Raw genomic sequence first — 22198 nt, forward strand, 5'->3', positions numbered from 1 at the left:
CGGCAGCACGGCACACCGCACGTCGGCAACGCAGCGCCACAGCAACACAAGGCGAGTAGGCAAGGCAAGTAGGCCGAGCAAGCCAAGCAAGGCGACGAGATGTCGCACAGCCGCCCGTGGGGCCGGTATCGGCACCCCCGCCCACGGCGGCATCCCCCGCGGGCCCTCTCCACCGGCCCCGCCCCGGGGCGGACCCCTCAGCGGCCGGTACCCAGCGCCTCGCCCAGCCGACGGCGCGCCCACATTCCCCGCCAGGCCAGCCCCACCGCGGCAGCCTTCGGCCCCCGCAGGCCACGCATCCGCGTGAGCGCCCGTAGGCACCACATGCGGGTCTCGGCCGTATGGCCGGGTGAGCCGTGCACATCGTCGATGGCCAGCAGCCCCACATCGCGCACATGGCGGCGCAGCGCCGCCGGGTCCGCCGCCGGAATGATCTCGTCCCGGCCGCTGACCACACAGCGCACCGGGATCCGCAGCCCTTCCAGTACGGCCTCGTCGAGCGCGAACTCCCCCATGGATCCCAGCACGTCATCCCGGTCGCGGGAGTCGAGACCGCGCAGCCGGGCCAGGGCATCGATCGTGACCCGGGGCACCGTGCGGTGCCACTCGCGGTCCCGGAAGAAGGCGCTGACCGGCGCGCCCGCCGTCACCACACCCCGGATCCGGGAGTCCTCCGCCGCGCAGCCCAGCGCCAGATGCCCGCTGAAGCTGAGGGCCAGCGCGTACGTACGGGAGACATCGGCCCGGTCCGCGACGGCGTCGAGCAGCCCCGACAGCATCCGGGAACTCTTCGGTCCGTAGCGCAGCGGGTTCTCCCCGATCCCGGGCAGTTCGGCCACGATCGCCGACATCCCCAGGTGCCGCACCGAGGCGAGCACCGGCGCCCACAGCTCCTTGACGGAGACGATGCCGCCCATGATCACCAGGAGCGGGCGGGGCGCCGCGGCGTCCAGCCCCGCCGCCCAGCAGCGCATCCGGCCCTCGGGCAGCTCGGCCTCCAGGCTTTCGATCCCCAGCGCCGGGCGGGCGGAGCGCCACTGGTCGAAGGCGTCCACACAGGCGTGCTGAGCCTCCTGCCGGGCGGGCCCGTCCACGAACGGGAAGCGCGCCATGGCGAAGTAGCGGCACGCCTCCAGCGGCATGTCCCGCTCGATCAGCCGCCGTCCCACCGCGCTCCACTCGCCCGCCCAGGAACCGGGGCCGCCGCCCTCGTCGGTGTGGATACGGTCCAGCAGCCCGCGGTAGTCGGTGATCCGCTGGCCGCGCGCGTGCACGACCACGAATTCCTTCAGTTCGGCGAGGTCGTTCACGGCGTCACCCGCTCCCCGGCCCGCGCGCCGGTCCTGCCCGCCGCGTCCGCCCTGTTTCCCGCCTCCGCCCCGTGCGCCGGGTGCCTCTCCCCGGAGCGTGCCCCCTCGCGTGCGTCCTCGACCGCGTCCTCGTCCGTCGGGGCGGTGAAGTCCTCCAGCGCTTCCTTGAGTTCGCCGAGCACGTCGGCCGCCTCCGCGCCGTCGATGACCCGGTGGTCGAAGGTCATGCTCAGTGGCAGCAGCGGCGCCGTCGCCAGCTCTCCGTCCCGCACCACGGGCCGCTCGGCGACCCGGCCCAGGCCGAAGGTGAGCGTCGTACCGCCCACCGAGTAGAAGCCGTTGACCGCGCGGTGTCCCAGCGAGGTCACCGCGAAGGTCCCGTTGGTGCCCGCGCGGCGCGCCAGCGGGCGGGTGCCCAGCCGGTAGGCCAGCGGTCCCAGGGGCCAGGGCAGCCGGTGCAGGGTGCGGACGGCGGCGAACTCCCGCATCGTGTCCGGGTCCCCGTGCCGGTAGTGGTCGATCTGCCGCTGTATACCGGCGAGTTCCTGGCTCTCCAGTCCGGGCAGGACGGCGGAGAGCACCACCCGGCGCCCCTCCAGCGTCTTGTCCAGCGTCACCTTCCCCGCGACGGTGGCGAAGCGCGCCACCCGGGGCCGCCGACGGCCGCGTATCGCCGCGTTCGCCTCCGGATGCCGGGCCAGCACCCGCGCCGCCGCGTGCAGCACGTACGTCACCGTCGAGTACGGGCGCTCGCGCAGCCCGCCCGCCACGGTGGCCGCGCCGTGGGCGCGCACCGCGCTCATGTCCACGTCCGTGTCGAGGAAGACCGGCGCGAACGCCTTGATCTCGTCCAGGAAGTACAGCGTGTGGCGTCGCTGCCGGGCCACCGGGGCGCCCCGCGCGCGCTCGGCGCCGCTCACGCCGGCACCGCCACCAGCGCGTAGATGTCGTGCAGGCAGGCGGCCTGGAGTACGTCGGGCAGCGAGACCCGCCGCCCGGTGGCGCGCTCCAGCGCGGACAGCAGGGTGACCAGCAGCAGGGAGTCCCACTCGGGCAGCTGGTCGAAGGGGAGGTGCGCGTCCTCGTCGGTGAGCGGCAGGCCCACCTCGGTCCTGACGAGGGCCATGAAGTCCTCGAATGTCGTCACGGCGCGTTCCTTTCGGGGTCGCTGTGGGGATCCCTCTCGGGACTGCTTCCGGGATCGCTCTCTGGGTCGCTTCCGGGGCCGCCCGCAGGGCCGTCCCCGGGCTCTCGGCCGTCCTCGTACTCTTCGGTCAGCCGCACGTGCGCGGGCGGTTCGGGCACGGGCTCCAGCAGGTGCCGGAAGGTGGCCGTGGTGCCGTCGTCCTCGACGGGTGTGAAGCCGTTGCGGACGTAGAAGTCCGCGACCTTCGCGTTCTTGGCACTCTTGCGGTAGGCAGCCACCACCTCCCCGGCGCCTTCCGCGCGGGCCCGCCGCAGCACTGAGGCCAGGCACGCCTGCTCGATGCCCCGGGCGAACACGCGGCAGCTGAGCAGGAAGTTGTCGATGTGGACGGTGCCCTGGGCGCGGCGCAGGAAGACCGCGCCGACCAGCCCGTTGTCCCCGAAGCGGTCGCCGGAGCGGACGGTGAGCACCCGCGTGTCGTCCCCCGCGCACAGCTCCCGCACCTCGGCGGGCTGGAGGCGGTGCGTGGTCAAATTGAACTGGTTGGTGCGCAGCGTCAGTTGGGAGACCCGGGCCACATCCTCGGGCCCGGCCGGAGCCACCCGCACACTCACCCGCAGCTCGCGCAGATAGTCCGCCAGTGAGTCGAAGGTGTCCAGGAAGTCCTTGCGCACCAGCTCGTCGCGGTAGCGCACGGCCCGGCCCCGGTCGTCGTCGGTCACCTCCCGTACGTCGAACCAGCCGTCGCGCAGCAGCTTCTCCAGATGCAGCGCCGGCTCGTCGTCAACGGGGACGACCGTCACCTCGGGCAGCGCGTGCCGCACCAGGCCGCACTCGTAGGGGCTGTCGTCCACGAAGACGAAGCTGTCCACGCCCAGGCCGAGCGCGTCCGCCGTCTCCCGGAGCGCCTCGGGCTTGGGCCCCCAGCCGGCCGCCACCCGTACGAAGTCCGCCTCGCGCAGCAGCATTCCCGGGTGGTCGCGCAGCACCTCGCGCACCGGCTCGGGGTCGTTCTTGCTCGCCGCCACCAGCAGCACGCCCTGCGCGGCCAGCTGTCCGGCGACCCGCTGGAAGGCGTGGAAGGCCGCCCCCCGGTAGCCGTCGGCCGGCTCGACCTCGATGCCCTCGGGCCCGTCCTCGCCCAGCACTCCGCCCCACACCGTGTTGTCCAGGTCCAAGGCGAGCACCTTCTTCGTACGGCCCGTCAGGTGCCGTGCCAGGTGGCCGACCTCCCGCGCGTACCGGGCCAGCAGCCCGGGGGACAGGTGTGCCTTGGCGTAGACGCTCAGCCGGGTGTCGGCGGCGGCGCCCTCCTCGGCGAGCAGCGGATCCAGGTCGATCACCAGCACGGACGGGTACGTCTCGCCCAGCCGCAGCAGCCGCGCCCCCGCCTCCCGCCAGACGGCCCCCAGCCGGGCACGGGCCCGCAGGCCCACCAGCTGCGCCGCGTAACGCCGGGGCAGCGGGAGGGTGTTGAGGACGAGGGTGCCGCCGCAGCTCTCCCCGAAGCGCCGGGCCAGGCCCTCGATCAGGTCCAGCTTCTGGCCCAGGACCCGCTCGACATCCCCGGGGCGCCACGGCGCCGGCACCTCGTCGAAGACCACAGCCGGATCGAGCACGCAGGTGACCAGGTCCGGTGCGCCCGCGTACAGCTCACTGGCCGGGTCGCCCAGCTCGAAGACGTAGCTGTCGAAGTCCGTCACGCGGGGCCGCAGCAGGATGCCGTGCCGGGCCAGCTCCCCGGTGAGCGCCGGCAGCAGGCCCGAGAGGGTGCCGTGCCCGGTGACGGCCACGGTCAGCGCGGGCACCCGGGGGTGCGCCGCGGTGACCGCGTCCGGGTCCAGGCGGGTCAACAGCTGCCCGGCCGCGCTCAGTTCAGGCCCGGTCGCGGTGGCGAGCAGCTCTTTGACGCGCGGATACTCCCCGGCCAGCCGCCCGGCGGCCTGAAGCGCCCGGAGCGCGGCGGCGGGCGGGACCGGGGCGATAGCGGCCCCGGCTCCGGCCTCGGCTCCGGTGCCCGCGCCGGTGTCCGTCCCCGCGCTCGCTCCGGCGCCCGCCCCGGGGGTGGATGCTGTGGTGGCCATGCCGCTCAGCACACCTCCAGTGCGAAGCCCGCTTTGATCCACTTGCTGGACTCGATGGCGATGCCGACCGTGCGGTCCCCGGTGGTCATCCGGGGCAGCGCCCGCTCCAGCTGGAAGAAGGGCAGCGCGTTGCCGGTGTTGCCGATATCGACCACACAGCTGATCTCCTGGGCGCTGGGCACATCCAGCCGCTCGGTGATCTTCTCGGTCATGGTGCCCGAGAGCTGCGGCGGCAGGAGATAGTCGATGTCGGTCTCCTTCCAGTCCAGCGCCTCCAGCATCTCCTCCAGCGTCTCGGCCGCCATCGAGGGCACCGACTGCTCGATGGCCTTGTAGTCCTCACTGATCGGCTGCCGGTCCGAGTCGCGGTCCCCGCGCCCGAACCACTCCACGGTCTGTCCCGGCGCCCGGCCCAGCCCCACCAGCCGCAAGAACACGTGCCGCAGGACGGCCGTGCCGGGCCGGGGCTCGGTGCTGAGCACCACGGCGCCGGCGCCGTCCCCGAACAGCACCCCGTTGACCTGCTCGGAGGTGGGGAGCGACGCGGCGTCGGTGGAGAGGTCGATGTGCTTGGCGCAGTTCTCCGCGCCCAGCACCAGCGCGTTGCGGTACCGGCCCGACAGCAGCATTTTGTGTGCCACGTCCAAAGCCTGCACCGCGCCGCTGCAACCTGACTGGAGCTGGAAGGTCGGCACATCGTCGATGCCCAGCCGGTCGGCGATGAGGTTGACCGTCGCGGGCATCAGCATGTCGGGGGACGCGGTGCCCAGCACCATCACATCCACGTCCGCAGCGCGCAGCCCCGCCCCCTGGAGCGCCTTGGCCGCCGCCGTCTCACCCAGGTCGGCCAGCGAATAGCGGATGGTGCCCGTCTCCAGGTCGAGGGCGAAGTGCCGGGTGCGGGTGCCGATGAAGGAGTCGATCCACAACTCCCATACCGAGGGCATGTTGAAGCGGTCGGCCAGGGTCGCGTTGTCGACGGGCGCGCCGGGCAGCGCGGTGCCGACCGAGAGGATATGGATGTCGGGCTCGTCCATGCCGGTTCCTTCCGAGGGTGTGATCTCCAGATTCGGGCAGCGCTCTGAAGCCGCCCTAGACCCGGCCTTCGCCGCCCTTGGAACGCCCCGCGTCCCGGGCCGGGTCCGCGGGCTGCCCGAACCACCGCTCCAGCGCGGCGCGCAGGCCCTCGTCGTCGCTGTCATCGGTCGCCCACGCCACCCGCCCGTCGGGCCGCAGCAGCAGCCCCGTCGCGGCGATGTGCGCACTGGGCTCCGCCATCACCACATCCACGCGGCCCCGCCAGCCCTCGGTGCCCCGCAGGCCCAGCAGCCCGCCCGACAGGTCCACCACCACGCCGCGCCCCGGTCGCAGCAGTTCGGCCAGGCCGCGCGCGCCCTCCGACGTCTCCAGCGGCACGTCCCCCGGACGTCGGCCGGTCAACGGGTGTGCCGTGCCGCCCTCTTCGGAGCCCGCGGGGTAGGTGACGTCCAAGGCGCCCGCCAGCCGCACCAGATGCGCGTTGACGTCGTCATAGCCGATCAGCTCGGCCAGCAGTTCGCGCACCGGCGCGATCCGGTCCATGGGGTGCATCAGCGCCGTCTGCGCGAGCGTGGTGCGGCAGGCGCGGGCGCCGACCGGGTGCCGCTCGGCGTGGTAGGTGTCCAGCAGCCCCTCGGGTGCCCGGCCGTGGACGGCCGCCGCCAGCTTCCAGCCCAGGTTGACCGCGTCCTCGACGGTGGTGCTCAACGCCTGCCCGCCGAGCGGGAAGTGCACGTGCGCCGCCTCGCCCACCAGGAAGACCCGGCCCACCCGGTAGCGGTCCGCGAGCCGGGTGACGTGGAACCAGCGGCCGAGCCAGTGCGGGCTCTCCAGTGCGAGATCGGCGCCGGTGATGTGCCGTGCGCGCTCCCGCAGTTCCGCCGGGCTCGGTTCGGCCTCCGGGTCCGGCGGTGTGCGGCCCAGCTCGCCCGTGAGCACCCGCAGCGTCGTCGGGCCCGTGGGCGTCACGGTGAACAGGCCCTCGTCGTACTGGCGGGCGCCCAGGTGCGGGAACAGCTCCTCGGTCATGTCCAGGTCGGCGATGATCCCGTAGAACGGCGAGTCCTGGCCGGTGAAGCCCACATCCAGCAGCTCGCGCACGGTGCTGCCCGCCCCGTCGCACCCGGCCAGGTAGCCGCACCGCTCGGTGTGGCGGGCGCCGTCGGGGCCCGCCACGGTGAGCGTGACGCCCTCCTCGTCCTGCTCCAGGTCCGTGATCCGGTAGCCGCGCCGGATGTCGGCGCCCAGCTTGGCCGCGTGCTCCTCCAGGCGCCGCTCGACCTGCTGCTGCGGCACGGCGAAGTTGTAGGCCCGCTCCTCGGGCAGCTTGCCCGGATCGAGCGCGAGGTGGGCGAAGAACGCCTGCCGGAATTCCATGCCGTCCGCGCGCAGCGCCTCCATCACCCCGCGCTGGCCTAGCAGTTCGACGACGGTCGGGTTGATGGCCACGCCCGGCGCGGTGCGGCGCGGCTCGGGAAGCGGGTCGAAGACGACGGTGGGCACGCCCGCCGTGCGCAGTTCGCAGGCGAGCATCAGCCCGGCGGGTCCCGCCCCCGCGATGGCGACCTGGGTGTTCATGAAGCGGCTCCTTCGGTGTGCGGCACGGTCATGGCTGGAGTCCGGGGCGCAGGTGCTCGGCGAGGGCCGCGGCGCTGGGGTGGTCGAAGACCGCCGCCGGCGCCAGTTCCACCCCCAGGGGGCGCAGCCGGGAGCTGAGTTCGAGCGCGGCGAACGAGGTCAGTCCCAGCTCGAAGAAGTCCCGGTCGGGCTCGACCTCCCCGGGGCCCGTCAGCCCCAGGACGGCCGCTGCGTGCTCGCGCACCGCCTCCTGGAGGAGCGGCAGCCGCTCGGCCTCGGACGCCTCCCGCAGCAGCGCGCGCAGCCGCGCGTCCCGCGCTTCGGCTGCCGAGTCGCCCTGGGCGCCCTCGACTGTGGCCCGTGCCTCGGGCAGCGCCCGGAACAGGGGGTGCTGCCGTCCGGCGGGCAGCCCGGCGAGGAAGGGCTCCCATGCGACGGAGGCCACGGTGACGGCCGCGTCACCGCCCGGCGCCCCGGTCCGGGCGAGCACACCCATGGCCAGCGCGGGCGCGGTATACCCGACCCCGGGGAGCGTCGGCTCGGCGCCGGGGCGGCCGGGTGCGGGCGGGCCGCCGGCGTCGGCGGCCCCGGACTCGCCGCCCGCGTGCGGCTCCCCGCCCGGGTACGGCTCCCCGCTCCCGTCGTCGCTCGGCCCCCAGGTGACGGCGAGCGCGGGCAGCCCCGCCGCGCGCCGCTTCCGGGCCAGGCCCTCCAGCGCAGCCGGTACGGGCCCGCCGAAGGGGTCGGCCGAGCACGCCAGCGTGACGAACGCGGTGACCCCGGCGGCCCGGGTCAGCTCTTCCAGGGCCCGTACGGCCGCGACCTGACGCGCCACGGCCTGCGCTTCCGCCGCCGCTTCGGTCTCCGCCTCCGCTCCGTACGCCGGGCCCTCGTCCGGCGCCGCGACGTGTACGACGCCCGTCAGCGCGACACCCGCCCCGGCTTCCTCCGCGTCCGCCGAGGCGCCGCCCGGCGTCGCGTCCCGTGCTCGGTCCAACGGCGCCCCGTCCAGGGGGGCCCGGTCCGGCGGCGGCCCGTCCGCTGCCTCGCCCAACAGCCGGGCCAGCGCCGGACGGTCGTCCTTCTCGGCGGGGTCGGCCATCGCGTACCGGGTACGGCATCCCAGCGCGGCCAGTTCCTCGCGCAGCGCGGTGACGGCGGGGGACCCGGCCGGGGCGGTGCCCGCGAGGAGCAGGACCCGGGCGCTCTCCCGGGCCAGCCTGCGCGCCGCGTGCGCGCCGGTCGCGGTGTGCGCACCGGTCACCAGGACGGCGCCGTGCGGCTGCCCGCGCCGGTCATCCGAAGCGCCCGCCAGCGGTGTGCGCACCAGCCTGCGGGCCGCTGTGTACGCGGCGCGGAGGGCCAGTTGGTCCTCGCCGCCCGATTCGGCCAGCAGCTGGGCCGTACGTTCCATGACGCGGGGGTCCACCTCCGGCGGCAGGTCCACCAGGCCGCCCCAGGTGTCCGGGTGGGCGCGGGCGAGTACCTGGCCCAGGCCCCACAGCGGTGCGTGCGCCGGGCAGCTCACCGGATCGCTGTCCCCGGTCTGCACGGCGCCCCGCGTCACGGCCCACACCGGAGCCCGTACCGAGGCCGCCGCCAGCGCGGCGGGCAGCGCCGAGGTCAGCGTGAGGGAGAGCGTGTCCGTGCCCTCGGCCGAGGGTTCCGGCTGCCCGTCGGCCCCGAGCGCCAGCAACGAGAGCACGCCGCCGACTGTGCTCGCGCCGCTGCCCAACTCCCGTGCCAGCGACGCCAGCAGAGCCTGATGGGCCCTCGCCCCGGCGCCTGCCTGGGCTCCTGCCTCCCGGGCGGCTCCCGCTCCGGCCCCGGGTTCCGGTTCGGCCGTCTCCGGAGGCGCCGCCGCGTCCACCGGAACGGGGACGGGGACGCGCAGCACTCGCGCGCCGCGCTTCTCCAGCGCCTCGGACGTCTCCTCCGTGAACCGGTCCTGTACGAGCCCTTCGCGGACGAACACCAGCCAGGTGCCCTTCAACGGCTGCGCCGGGGCCTCGCCCAGGTGCTCCCACGAGGTGCGGTAGCCCCACGTCTCGCGTCGGCGCCACGCCTTGAGGCGGGGCAGTACGGCACCCAGCGCCTGGCGCTGTTCGTCGGGGAGTTGGAGCAGTTCGGCCAGGCCGCCCGGGTCGGCGCCGTCCACGGCCTGCCAGAACGCGGCGTCCGCCGGGGCCCCGGCCCCGGCCGCGGGGCCGGATTCAGCGGAGCCCGAGGTGCGCTCCAGCCAGTAGCTCTTGTGCTCGAACGCGTACACCGGAAGCTCCGGGGGCGGCCCCGCCGCCCCCGGAGCTCCGGCCGGTTGCGGCACCGAGGCGCCGAACCAGTCCGGCCAGGCCACGGGGTGCCCGGAGACGTGCAGTTGGGCCAGCGCCGTCAGGGCCGTACGCGCCTCGGGACGGCGGGCGCGCAGCAGCGGCACCAGCGTCGCCCCACCGGGCCCCTTGCCACCCCCCTTGCCGACGGCCTCGCGGTCGCTGTCGCCGTCGCCGGGCTCGGCAAGGCACTCCTGGGCCATGGCTGTCAGTACGGGGTCGGGGCCCAGTTCCAGGTAGCGGGTGACGCCCTGGCCCTGGAGGGTGCGGATGCCGTCGAGGAAGCGGACGGTGCGGCGGATGTGCGCCGTCCAGTAGTCGGGCGAGGTCAGCTCCTCGTCGGTGGCCGCCCGCCCCGTCAGGTTGGAGACCAGCGGGATCCGGGCCGGCTCGTAGGTGAGCGTGGCCGCGACCTGACGGAACTCCGCCAGCACCGGGTCCATGTGCGGGGAGTGGAAGGCGTGGCTGACCTGGAGTTGCCGGGTGCGGCGCCCGCGCTCCTTCCACTCGGCGGCCAGCTCGCGTACGGCGTCCTCGTCACCGGACAGGACACAGGAGTTCGGGCCGTTGACCGCCGCGACGGCCACCCGGCCGTCCCCGCCCGCCAGGGACGCCAGGATCTCCTCCTCGCTCGCGCGTACGGACACCATCGCGCCCGGCCCCTCGGCCCGCTGCATCAGCCGGGCGCGGGCCGCGACCAGGGTGCAGGCGTCGGGCAGGGAGAGGACTCCGGCGGCGTGCGCGGCCGTCAGTTCGCCGACCGAGTGGCCGCCGAGCACATCGGGCCGCAGCCCCCAGGAGGTGACCAGCCGGAACAGCGCGGTCTCCAGCGCGAACAGCGCGGGCTGCGTATAGCGGGTCTGGTCCAGCACGGCGCTGCCGGGCGTGCCCCTGTCCGCGAAGACGGCCTCACGCAACGGCTGGTCCAGGTGCGGGTCCAGGTGGGCGCACGCCGCGTCGAACGCCTCGGCGTACACCGGGAACGTCTCGTACAACTCCCGCCCCATGCCCGGCCGTTGGCTGCCCTGGCCGGAGAAGAGGAACGCCAGCCGTCCGCTCGCGCCGCCCGCCGTGTCGCGGACGACTGAGGCGCTGGGCGCGCCGTCGGCCAGCGCGTCCAGCCCGGACAGCAGCGCGGAGGTGTCCGCGCCGATGACCGCCGCGCGGTGGGGGAAGTGCGAGCGGGTGGTGGCCAGCGCACGGGCGATCCCGGCGGCGTCCGTGCCGGGGCGCTCGCTCACGTGGGCGCGCAGCCGGGCGGCCTGCGCGCGCAGCGCGGGCCCGGTCCGCGCCGAGAGCAGCCACGGCAGCGGCCCCCGGACCGTCACGGCCGCATCCGACGCCTCCGACGCACCCGGTTCACCCGGCTCGCCCACCTTCCCGGGCGTACCGGGCAGCGCCTGGGCCGGGGACGGCTGCGGGGCCGCCTCCAGCAGCAGGTGCGCGTTGGTGCCGCTGATGCCGAACGAGGAGACGCCGGCCCGGCGCGGGCGCCCCGTCTCGGGCCAGGGCGTGTTCTCGGTGAGCAGCCGGACGTGCCCGGCCGACCAGTCCACGTGCGGGGACGGCTCGTCCACGTGCAGCGTCCTGGGCAGCACGCCGTACCGCATGGCCTGCACCATCTTGATGACGCCCGCGACCCCGGCCGCCGCCTGGGTGTGGCCCAGATTCGACTTGACCGAGCCCAGCCACAGCGGCCGTTCGGCCGGGCGCCGGGAACCGTAGGCGGACAGCAGCGCCTGCGCCTCGATGGGGTCGCCCAACGTGGTGCCGGTGCCGTGCGCCTCGACGGCGTCGATGTCGGCGGGCGCCAGCGCGGCGCTGTCGAGGGCCTGGTGGATGAGCCGCTCCTGGGAGGGCCCGTTGGGCGCGGTCAGCCCGTTGCTGGCGCCGTCCTGGTTGATGGCGCTGCCCCGGATGACGGCAAGCACGGGGTGCCCGTTGGCCCGCGCGTCCGACAGCTTCTCCAGCAGCACGAGGCCCACGCCCTCGCCCCAGCCGGTGCCGTCGGCCGCCGCGGCGAACGACTTGCACCGCCCGTCGGGCGCCAGCCCGCGCTGCCTGCTGAACTCGACGAAGACGCTGGGCGTCGCCATCACCGTCACGCCGCCCGCCAGCGCCAGCGAGCACTCGCCGCGCCGCAGCGCGTGCGCCGCCAGGTGCAGCGTCACCAGCGAGGACGAGCACGCCGTGTCCACGGTGACGGCCGGGCCCTCCAGGCCCAGCGTGTAGGCGACCCGGCCCGAAGCGACACTCGTGGCACTCCCGTTGCCCAGGTACCCCTCGAAGCCCTCCGGCGGGTTCGGGTACAGGCGCGCCGCGTAGTCGTCGTACATCACCCCCGCGAACACCCCGGTCCGGCTGCCGCGCAGCGACTCCGGTACGACGCCCGCGCGTTCGACCGCCTCCCACGCCGTCTCCAGCAGCAGCCGCTGCTGCGGGTCGATGGCCAGGGCCTCGCGGGGGCTGATGCCGAAGAACGCGGCATCGAAGCGGTCCGCGTCGTAGAGGAATCCGCCCTCCTTGGCGTACGAGGTGCCGGGCCGCTCCGGGTCGGGGTCGTAGAGCCCCTCCAGGTCCCAGCCCCGGCCCGTGGGGAAGCCCGCCACCGCGTCGGTGCCGTCCCGCACCAGCCGCCACAGGTCCTCCGGGCCGCGCACCCCGCCCGGATAGCGGCAGCTCATCGCGACGATCGCGACCGGCTCCGGCCGCCCCGACTCGGCCTCCACCAGCCGCTGCCGGGTCTCATCCAGCCGTTGCCGGGTCTCGTGCAGATCGGCCGTGACCCACTTCAGATACTCGACGATCTTGTCTCGGTCCGTCATGTCAGGCCCCCTTCAGCTCCTTGTCGATGAAGTCCAGGACCTCTTCGGCCGAAGCCGCCCGGATCCGGTCCGTCACGCTCTCCTGGCCCACGGCGCCGTCTTGCGCGCCGTCCCCGGCGCGCTCCCCGGCCGCGGCGCCTTCGGGGAGCGGGCCGCCGGGCGCGGTGGTGCGCGCCTCGTGCCACTTCGCCATCAGGACCCGCAGGCGCCGCCCCACCGCCTCGCTGCCCTCACCGGCGCGCGGCAGCGCGGTCAGCGCCTCCTCCAGCCGGTCGAGATCGCGCAGCACCGAGTCCGAGGCATCGGCCGGGGCGGGCGCCAACTGGGCGCGCAGGTAGGCGGCGAGCGCCTCGGCCGTCGGATAGTCGAAGACCAGCGTCGCCCGCAGCGTGAGGCCCGTCGCCGCGCCCAGCCGGTTGCGCAGCTCGACGGCGGTCAGCGAGTCGAAGCCCAGCTCCTGGAAGGCCCGTTCACTCTCGATGCTCTCGGGCGAGCCGTGGCCCAGGACGGCGGCGATATGACCGCGCACCGTCTCCAGCACCAGACGGTGCTGCTCCTCCTCGGTCAGCCCCGCGAGCCGCTGGGCCAGCGCGGGCCCGCTGTCCGCGTGCGCCCGCCGGACGGGGACCCGCACGACCTCGCTCAAGATCGCCGGCAGCAGTCCGGCGGACGCCTGGGAGCGCAGCGGACGCATGTCCAGCCGCGCCGGCAGCAACAGCGCGGCCCGGGGCCGCAGCAGCGCCGCGTCCAGCAGCTCCAGCGCCTCCTCGGTCGGCAGCGGCACCAGCCCGTTGCGCGCCAGCCGGGCCTGCCCCGCGCCTTCGAGATGCGCGGTCAGAGCGCTGCTGTGCTCCCACAGCCCCCAGGCGAGGGAGGTGGCGGGCAGCCCGAGGGTGTGCCGGTGGTGGGCGAGTGCGTCGAGGAAGGTGTTCGCGGCGGCGTAGTTGGCCTGTCCCGGGCTGCCGAGCGTGCCGGCCGTCGAGGAGAAGAGGACGAACGCCGCCAGGTCCGCTTCCGCCGTCAGCTCGTGCAGATGCCACGCCGCGTCCGCCTTGGGGCCCATCACGGTGGCCAGCCGCTCGGGGGTGAGCGAGGGGAGGGTCGCGTCGTCGAGCGTCCCCGCCGCGTGCACGACGGCGGTCAGCGGGTGCGCGGCGGGCACGTTCGCCAGCAGCCCGGCCAGGGCCTCCCGGTCGGCCGCGTCGCAGGCGGCGACCGTCACCTCCGCGCCGTGCGCGAGGAGTTCGGCCTCCAGCTCCAGGGCGCCGGTCGCCTCGTGACCCCTGCGGCCGGCCAACAGCAGGTGCCGCGCGCCGTGTTCGGTCACCAGGTGCCGCGCCACATGTCCGCCGAGGGTGCCGGTGCCGCCCGTGATGAGGACGGTGCCCTCCGGGTCGAGCGCGAAGTGCGCGCCGTCCGCCGGGGCTTCGGCCCTCCGCAGCCGTGGTACCCGCGCCTGTCCGCCGCGCAGCGCCACCTGCGGCAGGCCCGAGGCGACCGCCCCGGCCAGCGCCGCCGCCGACTCGGGCGTCCCGTCGTGGTCGATGAGCTGGATGCGCCCCGGGTTCTCCGACTGCGCGCTGCGTACGAGCCCCCACAGCGCGGCTGCCGCGAGGTCCGGCGCCGCGCTTCCGGGCGCGGCGGTGTCGGGCGCGGCGGTGTCGGGCGCCTCGGCATCGGGCGCCGTCTGCTCATCGGGGCCGGTGACGACCGCTTTCTGGGTGAGGACGACCAACTGGGTGCCGGTGCACCGGCTGTCGGCGAGCCACTCCTGGAGCAGGGCCAGCATCCTGGCCGCCTCCGCGTGTGCCGAGCGCGCCGGGCCGGGGGCGGGGGTGGCGGGTGAGGTCTGCCCGGACGGTGCGACGAGCAGCACCTCCGGCAGCGGGTCGTCCTCGGCGGAAGCCGCCAGCAGCGCCGCCAGGTCCGGCCACTCCGTCACCCGCGGGCCGTCCGGCGCGGTCGGCGACCCCGGTACCGGGACCGGCCCCACAGCCGCCCACCGGGCGCCGGACGTCTGGCCGGCAGGGTCGCTCCCGGCCGGGAGCGGTCCGGCCGAGGGCCAGGCCAGCTGCCACAGGGCCTCGGCGTCCGGGGCCCGCCCGGCACGCAGCAGTTCCGTGCCGAGGGGGCGCAGGCGGAGGGCGGCCACGTGGGCGACCGGCACACCGTCCGGGCTGGAGAGCCACAGGCGTACGCCGTCCTCTTCGACCGGAGTCAACCGCACGCGCAGCGCGCGGTGTTCCCCGCCGAGCCCGGTCAGTGACACCCCGGTCCAGGAGAACGGCAGCCACGCCGTCCGCTGCTCCTCCCGCTCCTGGTCTCCCGTGCGGGCGAGCACCAAGGGGTGCAAGGCGGCGTCGAGGAGCGCGGGGTGCAGGGCGTAGCCCGTCACGTCGGCGTCCTCGGGCAGGTCCACCTCGGCGTACAGGTCGGCGCCGTGCCGCCACGCGGCGCGCAGCCCCTGGAAGGCGGGGCCGTGGGCGACCCCGGTGGCCACGAACCGGTCGTAGACGGTGCCGACGTCCACCGGTTCGGCTCCCTCGGGCGGCCACACGCCGCCCGCGGACCACTCCTCCAACTCGTCGGCACCGGCGTCCGAACCGACGCCCGTACCCGCACCCGCACCGGCTGCGTCAGGGGCTGCCGTCAGGGTGCCCGTGGCGTGGCGCTGCCACTCCGCCGGTGCCTCGTCGTCCCCGGCCGCCGGGCGGCCGAACACACCCAGCGGACGCCGCCCGTGCGCGTCGGGCGCGCCGACCGCCACCTGAAGCTCGACCGCGCCCCGCTCCGGCACCACGAGCGGAGCCAGCAGGGTGAGGTCCTCCAGTCGGCCGCAGCCCGTCTCGCGCGCTGCCTGGGCCGCCAGTTCGACGTAGGCGGCGCCCGGCAGTACGGCGGTGTCGGCGACTGTGTGCTCCGCGAGCCAGGGGTGTGTGCGCAGCGCGATCCGGCCCGTCAGCACACAGCCGTCCTCGCCCGCCAGCGGCACGGTCGTCCCCAGCATCCGGTGGCCGGAGCCGCCCGCGGCGGTGCCCGGCGCCGACGGCTCCAGCCAGAACCGGCGCCGCTGGAAGGCGTAGGTGGGCACCGGGGCGAGCCCGCCCCGGTGCGCGGGCAGCACCCGCGGCCACTCCAGCCGCGTGCCGTGCGCGTGGACGCGGGCGCAGGCGGCCAGCAGTTCGCGCGGTCCGTCCTGGTCCCGGCGCAGCGTGCCCAAGGCCGTGGCCGTCACACCCCGGGCCGCGCAGCTCTGCTCGACGCCCAGCGTGAGGACGGGGTGCGGGCTCGCCTCGACGAACAGCCGGTGCCCCGCGTCCAGCAGCGCGCCCGTGACCGGCCCGAACAGCACCTGCTGGCGCAGATTCCGGTACCAGTAGTCCGCGTCCAGCCCGGCCGTGTCCAACTCGCCCCCGGTGACGGTGGAGTAGAACGGCACCTCGGCCGAGCGCGGCGCGAGCGGCGCCAGACACTCCAGCAACTCCTCGCGGATCGCCTCGACATGGGAGGAGTGGGAGGCGTAATCCACGTCGATCGTGCGGGCCCGCACCCCGTCGGCCCGGCACTGCGCCACCAGGTCCTCCAGCGCGTCCCGGTCACCGGAGACGACAGTGGAGTCCGGGCCGTTGACGGAAGCCACAGCCAGCGTGCCGGACCGGCCCGCGAGCAGCTCTTCCACCGCCTCGGCGCCCAGCGGGACCGAGGCCATGCCGCCCGAGCCGGCCAGCGCGCGCAGCGCCCTGCTGCGCAGGGCCACCACCCGTGCCGCGTCCTCCAGGGACAGTCCGCCCGCGACACAGGCGGCGGCGATCTCCCCCTGCGAGTGGCCGATGACCGCGTCCGGCCGCAGCCCGGCCGCCCGCCACACCTCGGCCAGCGAGACCATCACGGCGAACAGCGCGGGCTGCACCACATCCACCCGCTCCAGAGAGGGCGCGCCCGCCTCGGCGCGCAGCACCTCCAGCAGCGACCAGCCGGTATGCGGCTCCAGCGCCGCCGCGCACGCCTCCAGCCGCTCGCGGAAGACCGCCGAGGACGCGTACAGGTCCAGGCCCATCCCGGCCCACTGCGAGCCCTGCCCGGGGAACACGAAGACCGTGCCGCCCGGCTCCGCCGCTGCCGTGCCCTGGACCAGCGCGCTGTGCGGCTCGCCCGAGGAGAGGGCGCCGAGGCCCTCCAGCAGTTCCGGCAGGGTATGGCCGAGCACGGCCGCGCGGTGGGGGTGGTGCGTGCGCGCCGTGGCCAGCGTGTGCGCGACCCCGGCGAGCGGGGCGCCCTGGCCCCGGGCCGCGAACCGGGCCAGCCGCGCGGCCTGTTCGCGCAGTGCGTGCTCGCTCTTGGCGGACAGCAGCCACGGGACGGGCCACGCGTGCGCGCCGCCCTCCAACGCGTCCTCCGTCCCGCTGCCGCCGCCCGGGTCAGCGCCCGCGCCCGCGCTCGCAGGCGCACCCGCCCCCGCGCTCACCGCCTCCGGCGCGACCGGCTTCGCCTCCGTCGCGATCGGCTCCTGGCCCGGCGCGACCGGCTGTGTCTCCGGCGTGGCCTCCAGGATGATGTGGGCGTTGGTGCCGCTGATGCCGAAGGAGGAGATGCCCGCGCGCCGGGGCCGTCCCGGCACCTCGGGCCAGGGCGTGTGTTCCGTCAGCAGTGCGACGGCGCCGTCCGCCCATTCGACGTGCGGGGAGGGCGCGTCGATGTGCAAGGAGCGCGGCAGGCTCCCGCGGCGCAGCGCCTCCACCATCTTGATCACCCCGGCGACCCCGGCCGCCTGCTGGGTGTGCCCGAGGTTGGACTTGACGGAGCCCAGCCACAACGGCCGCTCCGCCGGCCGGTCCTGCCCGTAGGTCGCCAGCAGCGCGCCCGCCTCGATGGGGTCGCCGAGGCTGGTGCCGGTGCCGTGCGCCTCCACGGCGTCCACGTCGGCCGGGCCGAGCTTCGCGCCGGCCAGCGCGGCCCGGATCACCCGCTGCTGGGAGGGTCCGTTGGGTGCGGTGAGGCCGTTGCTGGCGCCGTCCTGGTTGACGGCCGAGCCGCGGACGACGGCCAGTACCGGGTGCCCCTTGGCGCGGGCGTCGGAGAGCCGTTCGACGAGCAGCATGCCCACGCCCTCGGAGAAGCCCGTCCCGTCGGCCGCCGCCGCGAACGGCTTGCACCGCCCGTCCGGCGACAGCCCCCGCTGCCTGCTGAACCCGGTGAAGACCCCCGGCGCCGACATCACCGTCACCCCGCCCGCCAGAGCCAGGTCGCACTCGTCGTTGCGGAGTGCCTGGCAGGCCAGGTGGAGGGAGACCAGCGACGAGGAGCAGGCCGTGTCCAGCGTGATCGCGGGCCCCTCCAGGCCGAGCGCGTAGGCGATACGGCCCGAGGCGACGCTGCTGGTCGCCCCCGTGAGCAGATACCCCTCCAGCGCCTTGTGCGAGGGACCGGCCGCGCTGACCGCGTAGTGGTGGTCGGCCATCCCCACGAACGTGCCCGTACGGCTGCCGCGCAGCGACTCCGGCAGGACGCCGGCCCGCTCCAGCGCCTCCCAGGCCGTCTCCAGCAGCAGCCGCTGCTGCGGGTCGGTGGCGAGGGCCTCACGGGGGCTCATGGCGAAGAACTCCGCGTCGAAGCGGTCGGCCTCGATGAACCCGCCGCGCGTCACATAGGTGGTGCCGGGGTGGTCCGGGTCCGGGTGGTAGAGCCCCTCCAGGTCCCAGCCCCGGTCCTCGGGGAAGTCCCCGATGGCGTCCCGCGCCCCGGCCACCAGCTCCCACAGGTCCTCGGGGGAGGCCACCCCGCCGGGGTAGCGGCAGGCCATGCCGACGATGGCGACCGGCTCCTCCGTCCTGCGCGCCCCGGACGCCACGGCCTGCCGTGACCCGCCTGGCCGGGCCGCGCCGCCGACCTGTTCCAGCAGGTGCGCGGCGAGCGCGGCCGTCGTCGGATGGTCGAAGACGACCGTGGCGGGCAGCCGCAGACCGGTCGCCGCGTTCAACCGGTTGCGCAGCTCGACGGCCGTGAGCGAGTCGAACCCCAGCTCCTGGAAGGGCCGTTCGGGGTCGATGGATTCGGCCGAGGCATGGCCGAGCACCGCGCCGATGTGCCCGCGCACCAGGTCCAGCAGCACCCGCTGCCGCTCGGCCGCCGAACGCCCCGCCAACTGCCTGCCCAGCGCCGACGAGGCACCCGAGGCGGCGCGCGCCCGGCGTACGGTACGCCGCGCCATGCCCCGCACCATGGGCGGCAGCCCCTCCACATCGGCGAGCGCGCGCAGCGTCTTGACGTGGAACCGGGCCGGCACCAGCGTCGGCTGTGCGGGGGTGACCGCGCCGCTCAGCAGCGCCAGCCCCTCCTCGTCGGACAGCGGCACCAGCATGCTGCGGCTCGTCCTCGCCCGGTCCTCCTCGAACAGCTTCGCCGTGATCCCGCTGGCCTGTTCCCACAGTCCCCAGGCGAGGGAGGTGGCGGGGAGTCCTTGGGTGTGGCGGTGGTGGGCGAGGGCGTCGAGGAAGGTGTTGGCGGCGGCGTAGTTGGCCTGTCCGGGGTTGCCGAGGGTGCCGGCGATGGAGGAGTAGAGGACGAAGGCGGACAGGTCGGCGCCGGCGGTCAGCTCGTGCAGGTTCCAGGCGGCGTCCACCTTCGGCCGCAGTACCGGCCCCAACTGGCCCGCCGTGAGCGTCGATACGGCCGCGTCGTCGGTCACTCCGGCGGCGTGGAAGACGGCGGTGAGGGGGTGTTCGCCGGGAATCCGGGTGAGCAGGTCGGCGAGCGCCTCGCGGTCGGCCGCGTCGCAGGCGGCGACGGTGACATGGGCACCCAGGGTGCTCAGCTCGTCCCGCAGCGCCTCGGCACCGGGCGCCTCCGGCCCGCTCCTGCTGGTGAGCAGCACATGCCGTACGCCGTGTCCGGTCACCAGGTGACGCGCCGTCAGCGCGCCGAGGGTGCCGGTGCCGCCGGTGATGAGGACGGTGCCTTCGGGGTCGATCGGCTGGGGGAGGGTGAGGACGATCTTCCCGGTGTGCCGGGCCTGGCTCAGGTAGCGGAACGCGGCCGGTGCCTCCCGTACGTCGAACGCGGTGACCGGCAGCGGACTGAGCACCCCGCTCTCACACAGCCCCACCAGCTCCCTCAGCATCTGCTGAATACGGTCCGGGCCCGGCTCGAACATCTCGAACGCCCGATAACTGACCCCCGGGTGGTCGGTGGCGACCTGGGCGGGTTCGCGGATGTCTGTCTTGCCCATTTCCAGGAAGTGGCCGCCGCGCGGCAGCAGGCGGAGGGAGGCGTCCACGAACTCTCCGGCGAGGGAGTCGAGGACGACATCGACGCCTTGTCCGCGGGTGGCGGTGCGGATGTGGTGTTCGAAGTCGAGGGTGCGGGAGTTGGCGATGTGCTGGTCGTCGAAGCCGAGTTCGCGCAGGGTCTCCCACTTGGGCGGGCTGGCGGTGGCGTAGACCTCGGCGCCCCAGTGCCGGGCCAGCTGTGTGGCGGCCATCCCGACCCCACCCGTCGCCGCATGCACCAACAACCGCTTCCCCGGCCCCAGTCGGGCCAGGTCCGCCAGCCCGTAGTACGCGGTCAGGAACACGATCGGCGCGGCGGCGGCCTGCGGGAAGGACCAGCCCTTCGGTATCCGGACGAGCAGCCGGTGATCCGTCACCGCGAACGGAGCCATCGCCCCGTCGTCGAACAGCCCCATCACCCGGTCGCCCGGCACCAGACCGGGCACCCCCGGACCCGTCTCCGTGACCACCCCGGCGGCCTCGCCGCCCACCACCGCCCGGTCCGGGTAGACCCCGAGCGCGATGAGGACGTCCCGGAAGTTCATCCCCGCGGCGCGCACCGCGACCCGCACCTCGCCGCGCCCCAGCGGGCGCAGCTTCTCCTCGTGCCGGGCGATGGTCAGATTGTCCAGCGTGCCCGGCTCGGTGAGATCCAGCCGCCACCCGGCGGTGTCCGCAGGCGGCACCAGCACGCCCGCCCCGGCGGCGCGCACCAGCCGGGGCGCGTACGCGACCCCGCCGCGCACCGCCAACTGCGGTTCCCCGCAGGCCAGTACGCCGGACAGGCCGCGCACGGACTCGGCCGCACCGTCGAGGTCCACGACCTGGACGCGCCCGGGATGCTCGCTCTGCGCCACCCGCACGAAACCCCAGCCGGCGGCGGCTGCCGGGTCGGCGACGCGCTCACCCGGCAGCACGGCGACGGCCGCACGGGTCAGCACCGCCAGCCGCGCCCCCGCCACCCGCTCGTCCGCCAGCCACTCCCGCACCAGCGCGTGGGCGGCGCGCGTCGCACTGTGGGCACGCGCCGCCACGCCGGAGTCCTCGACCGCGGGGTCGAATCCGCCGGTGGAGCCGTCGGTGCCGGTGGAGCGCCCGGTGTGGTGGCCGAGGGGCGCGAGCACCGTCCCCGGCACCGGGGCACCGGCGTCCAGAGCACGGAAGAGGTGCGCCAGGTCCGGGTAGCCGCGCACGCTCACCCCCAGCTTCTCCGACAGCGCGGAGCAAGGGGAGAGATCCGATCGGTCGGATAGGTCGGAGGGGTCGGAGGGGTCGGAGAGATCCGCGAGGGCGGAGAGAGCGGCGGGCAGGTGGCCGATCAGCGCCCACTCCGCGCAGTCCGCGGCGGCCGTCGTCTCCGCGCAGTCCGCGGCGGCCGACGTCTCCGCGCCGTCCACAGCGGCCGTCGCCCCGTCGTCGGCCGAGGGCCGCGCGCTCTCGACGCGCTGCCACTCGACGTGATGGAGCGCGTCGGCATGCTGCCCCGCCTGCGGGGAGGCGAGCCGTTCCCGGTCCACGGGCCGCCCGGTCAGCGCTTCTACGGTCGCCACGGGCGCACCGTCGAGCCCGGTCAGCGCCAGCGAGACCGTGCCCTGCTCCGGCAGCGGCGTCAACCGCACGCGCAGCGCCGAGGCCCCCACCGCGTGCACGCTCACGCCGCGCCAGGCGAACGGCAGCCGAGCTGCACCCGCGCCGTCACGCTCGCCGTCACCGTCACTGTCCAGGAGAGCGGTCGCGTGCAGCGCGGCGTCCAGCAGTGCGGGATGCAGCGCGAACCGCTCGGCCTGTCCGGCATCCGGCAGCTCCACCTCGGCGACGATCTCCTCGCCATACCGCCAGGCGGCCCGCAACCCCTGGAACGCCGGCCCGTAGCGCACACCCAGCCCCGCGAAGTGCGCGTAGACGCCGGCCGTTTCGAGCGGTGTCGCGCCGTCCGGGAGGAGACCCGCGCCGTCGTCCGCGCCTGGAGGCTGTTCCTGTTCCTGGCCCGCCCCAGTGAGCCCCTCCGATCCCTGCTGGTCCCGTGTCCCCGGCGCCAGCACGCCGCTCGCGTGGCAGACCCACGGTTCGGCCTCGTCCTCCTCGCTCCCGGGTTCGGGGCGCGCGTGGAGGGTGACGGTCCGCTCCCCGTCCTCCTCCGCTGCTCCCACGACCACTTGGAGCTGTACCGCGCCGTGCTCGGGCAGGACCAACGGCGCTTCGAGTGTCAGCTCCTCGATCCGGTCGCACCCCGTGTGGTACGCGGCGTGCAGAGCCAGCTCCACGAAGGCCGTACCCGGCAGCAACGCGCTGCCCATCACCTCGTGATCGGCGAGCCAGGGATGAGCCGCGAGCGAGAGCCGCCCGGAGAACAGGTGCCCCTCACCATTCGCCAACTCCGTACCCGCCGCCAGCAGCGGATGGTCCGCCGACAACAGCCCCGCACTCCGCAGATCGCCCGCGAACCCGGTCGCCTCGGGCCAGAAGCGTTCGTGTTGGAAGGGGTAGGTGGGGAGGTGGGGTGTGTGGGTGTGGTGGTTGGGGGTTGGGGTGGTGGTCCAGGTGGTGGGGGTGTGTCCGTGGGTGTGGGCTTGGGTGAGGGTGGTGAGGAGTTGGGTGGGGGTGGCGTCGTGGCGTCGGAGGGT

Annotated in this window: 8 protein-coding genes; all 8 read right to left on the reverse strand. The window is 75.1% G+C overall.

Annotation, left to right across the window (positions count from 1 at the left end; genetic code table 11):
* Positions 1 to 197 precede the first annotated feature (197 nt).
* The 8 genes from ABD339_RS30745 to ABD339_RS30780 are packed head-to-tail and all read right to left on the reverse strand — an operon-like array spanning position 198 to position 21988.
* Positions 198 to 1310, reverse strand: a complete 1113-nt coding sequence (locus ABD339_RS30745) for an alpha/beta fold hydrolase (protein ID WP_344570444.1) — start codon at positions 1308 to 1310, stop codon at positions 198 to 200.
* Positions 1307 to 2230, reverse strand: a complete 924-nt coding sequence (locus ABD339_RS30750; protein WP_344570445.1) for a 2-oxo acid dehydrogenase subunit E2 — start codon at positions 2228 to 2230, stop codon at positions 1307 to 1309. Before ABD339_RS30750 ends, ABD339_RS30745 begins: the two co-directional genes overlap by 4 nt.
* The gene (locus ABD339_RS30755) at positions 2227 to 2457 is read right to left on the reverse strand and encodes a phosphopantetheine-binding protein (protein WP_344570446.1); all 231 of its coding nucleotides are present in this window, start codon (positions 2455 to 2457) and stop codon (positions 2227 to 2229) included. The genes ABD339_RS30750 and ABD339_RS30755 overlap by 4 nt, the downstream gene beginning before the upstream one ends.
* Entirely contained in the window at positions 2454 to 4541 is a 2088-nt protein-coding gene (locus tag ABD339_RS30760) for an HAD-IIIC family phosphatase (protein WP_344570447.1), read from the reverse strand. The genes ABD339_RS30755 and ABD339_RS30760 overlap by 4 nt, the downstream gene beginning before the upstream one ends.
* A 5-nt stretch (positions 4542 to 4546) precedes the next feature.
* The gene (locus ABD339_RS30765; RefSeq protein ID WP_344570448.1) at positions 4547 to 5578 is read right to left on the reverse strand and encodes a 3-oxoacyl-ACP synthase III family protein; all 1032 of its coding nucleotides are present in this window, start codon (positions 5576 to 5578) and stop codon (positions 4547 to 4549) included.
* Positions 5579 to 5633: 55 nt separating this feature from the next.
* Positions 5634 to 7157 (reverse strand): FAD-dependent monooxygenase, encoded by a 1524-nt coding sequence (locus tag ABD339_RS30770; protein ID WP_344570449.1) that lies wholly within the window; start codon positions 7155 to 7157, stop codon positions 5634 to 5636.
* A gap of 28 nt (positions 7158 to 7185) precedes the next feature.
* The gene (locus ABD339_RS30775; protein WP_344570450.1) at positions 7186 to 12309 is read right to left on the reverse strand and encodes a beta-ketoacyl synthase N-terminal-like domain-containing protein; all 5124 of its coding nucleotides are present in this window, start codon (positions 12307 to 12309) and stop codon (positions 7186 to 7188) included.
* Between the two features lies 1 nt (position 12310).
* A complete protein-coding gene (locus tag ABD339_RS30780) occupies positions 12311 to 21988 on the reverse strand; it encodes an SDR family NAD(P)-dependent oxidoreductase (RefSeq protein ID WP_344570451.1) in 9678 nt (3225 codons plus the stop codon).
* Positions 21989 to 22198 lie beyond the last annotated feature (210 nt).

Origin of the sequence: Streptomyces axinellae (assembly GCF_039532135.1) — a bacterium.
GTDB lineage: Bacteria > Actinomycetota > Actinomycetes > Streptomycetales > Streptomycetaceae > Streptomyces > Streptomyces axinellae.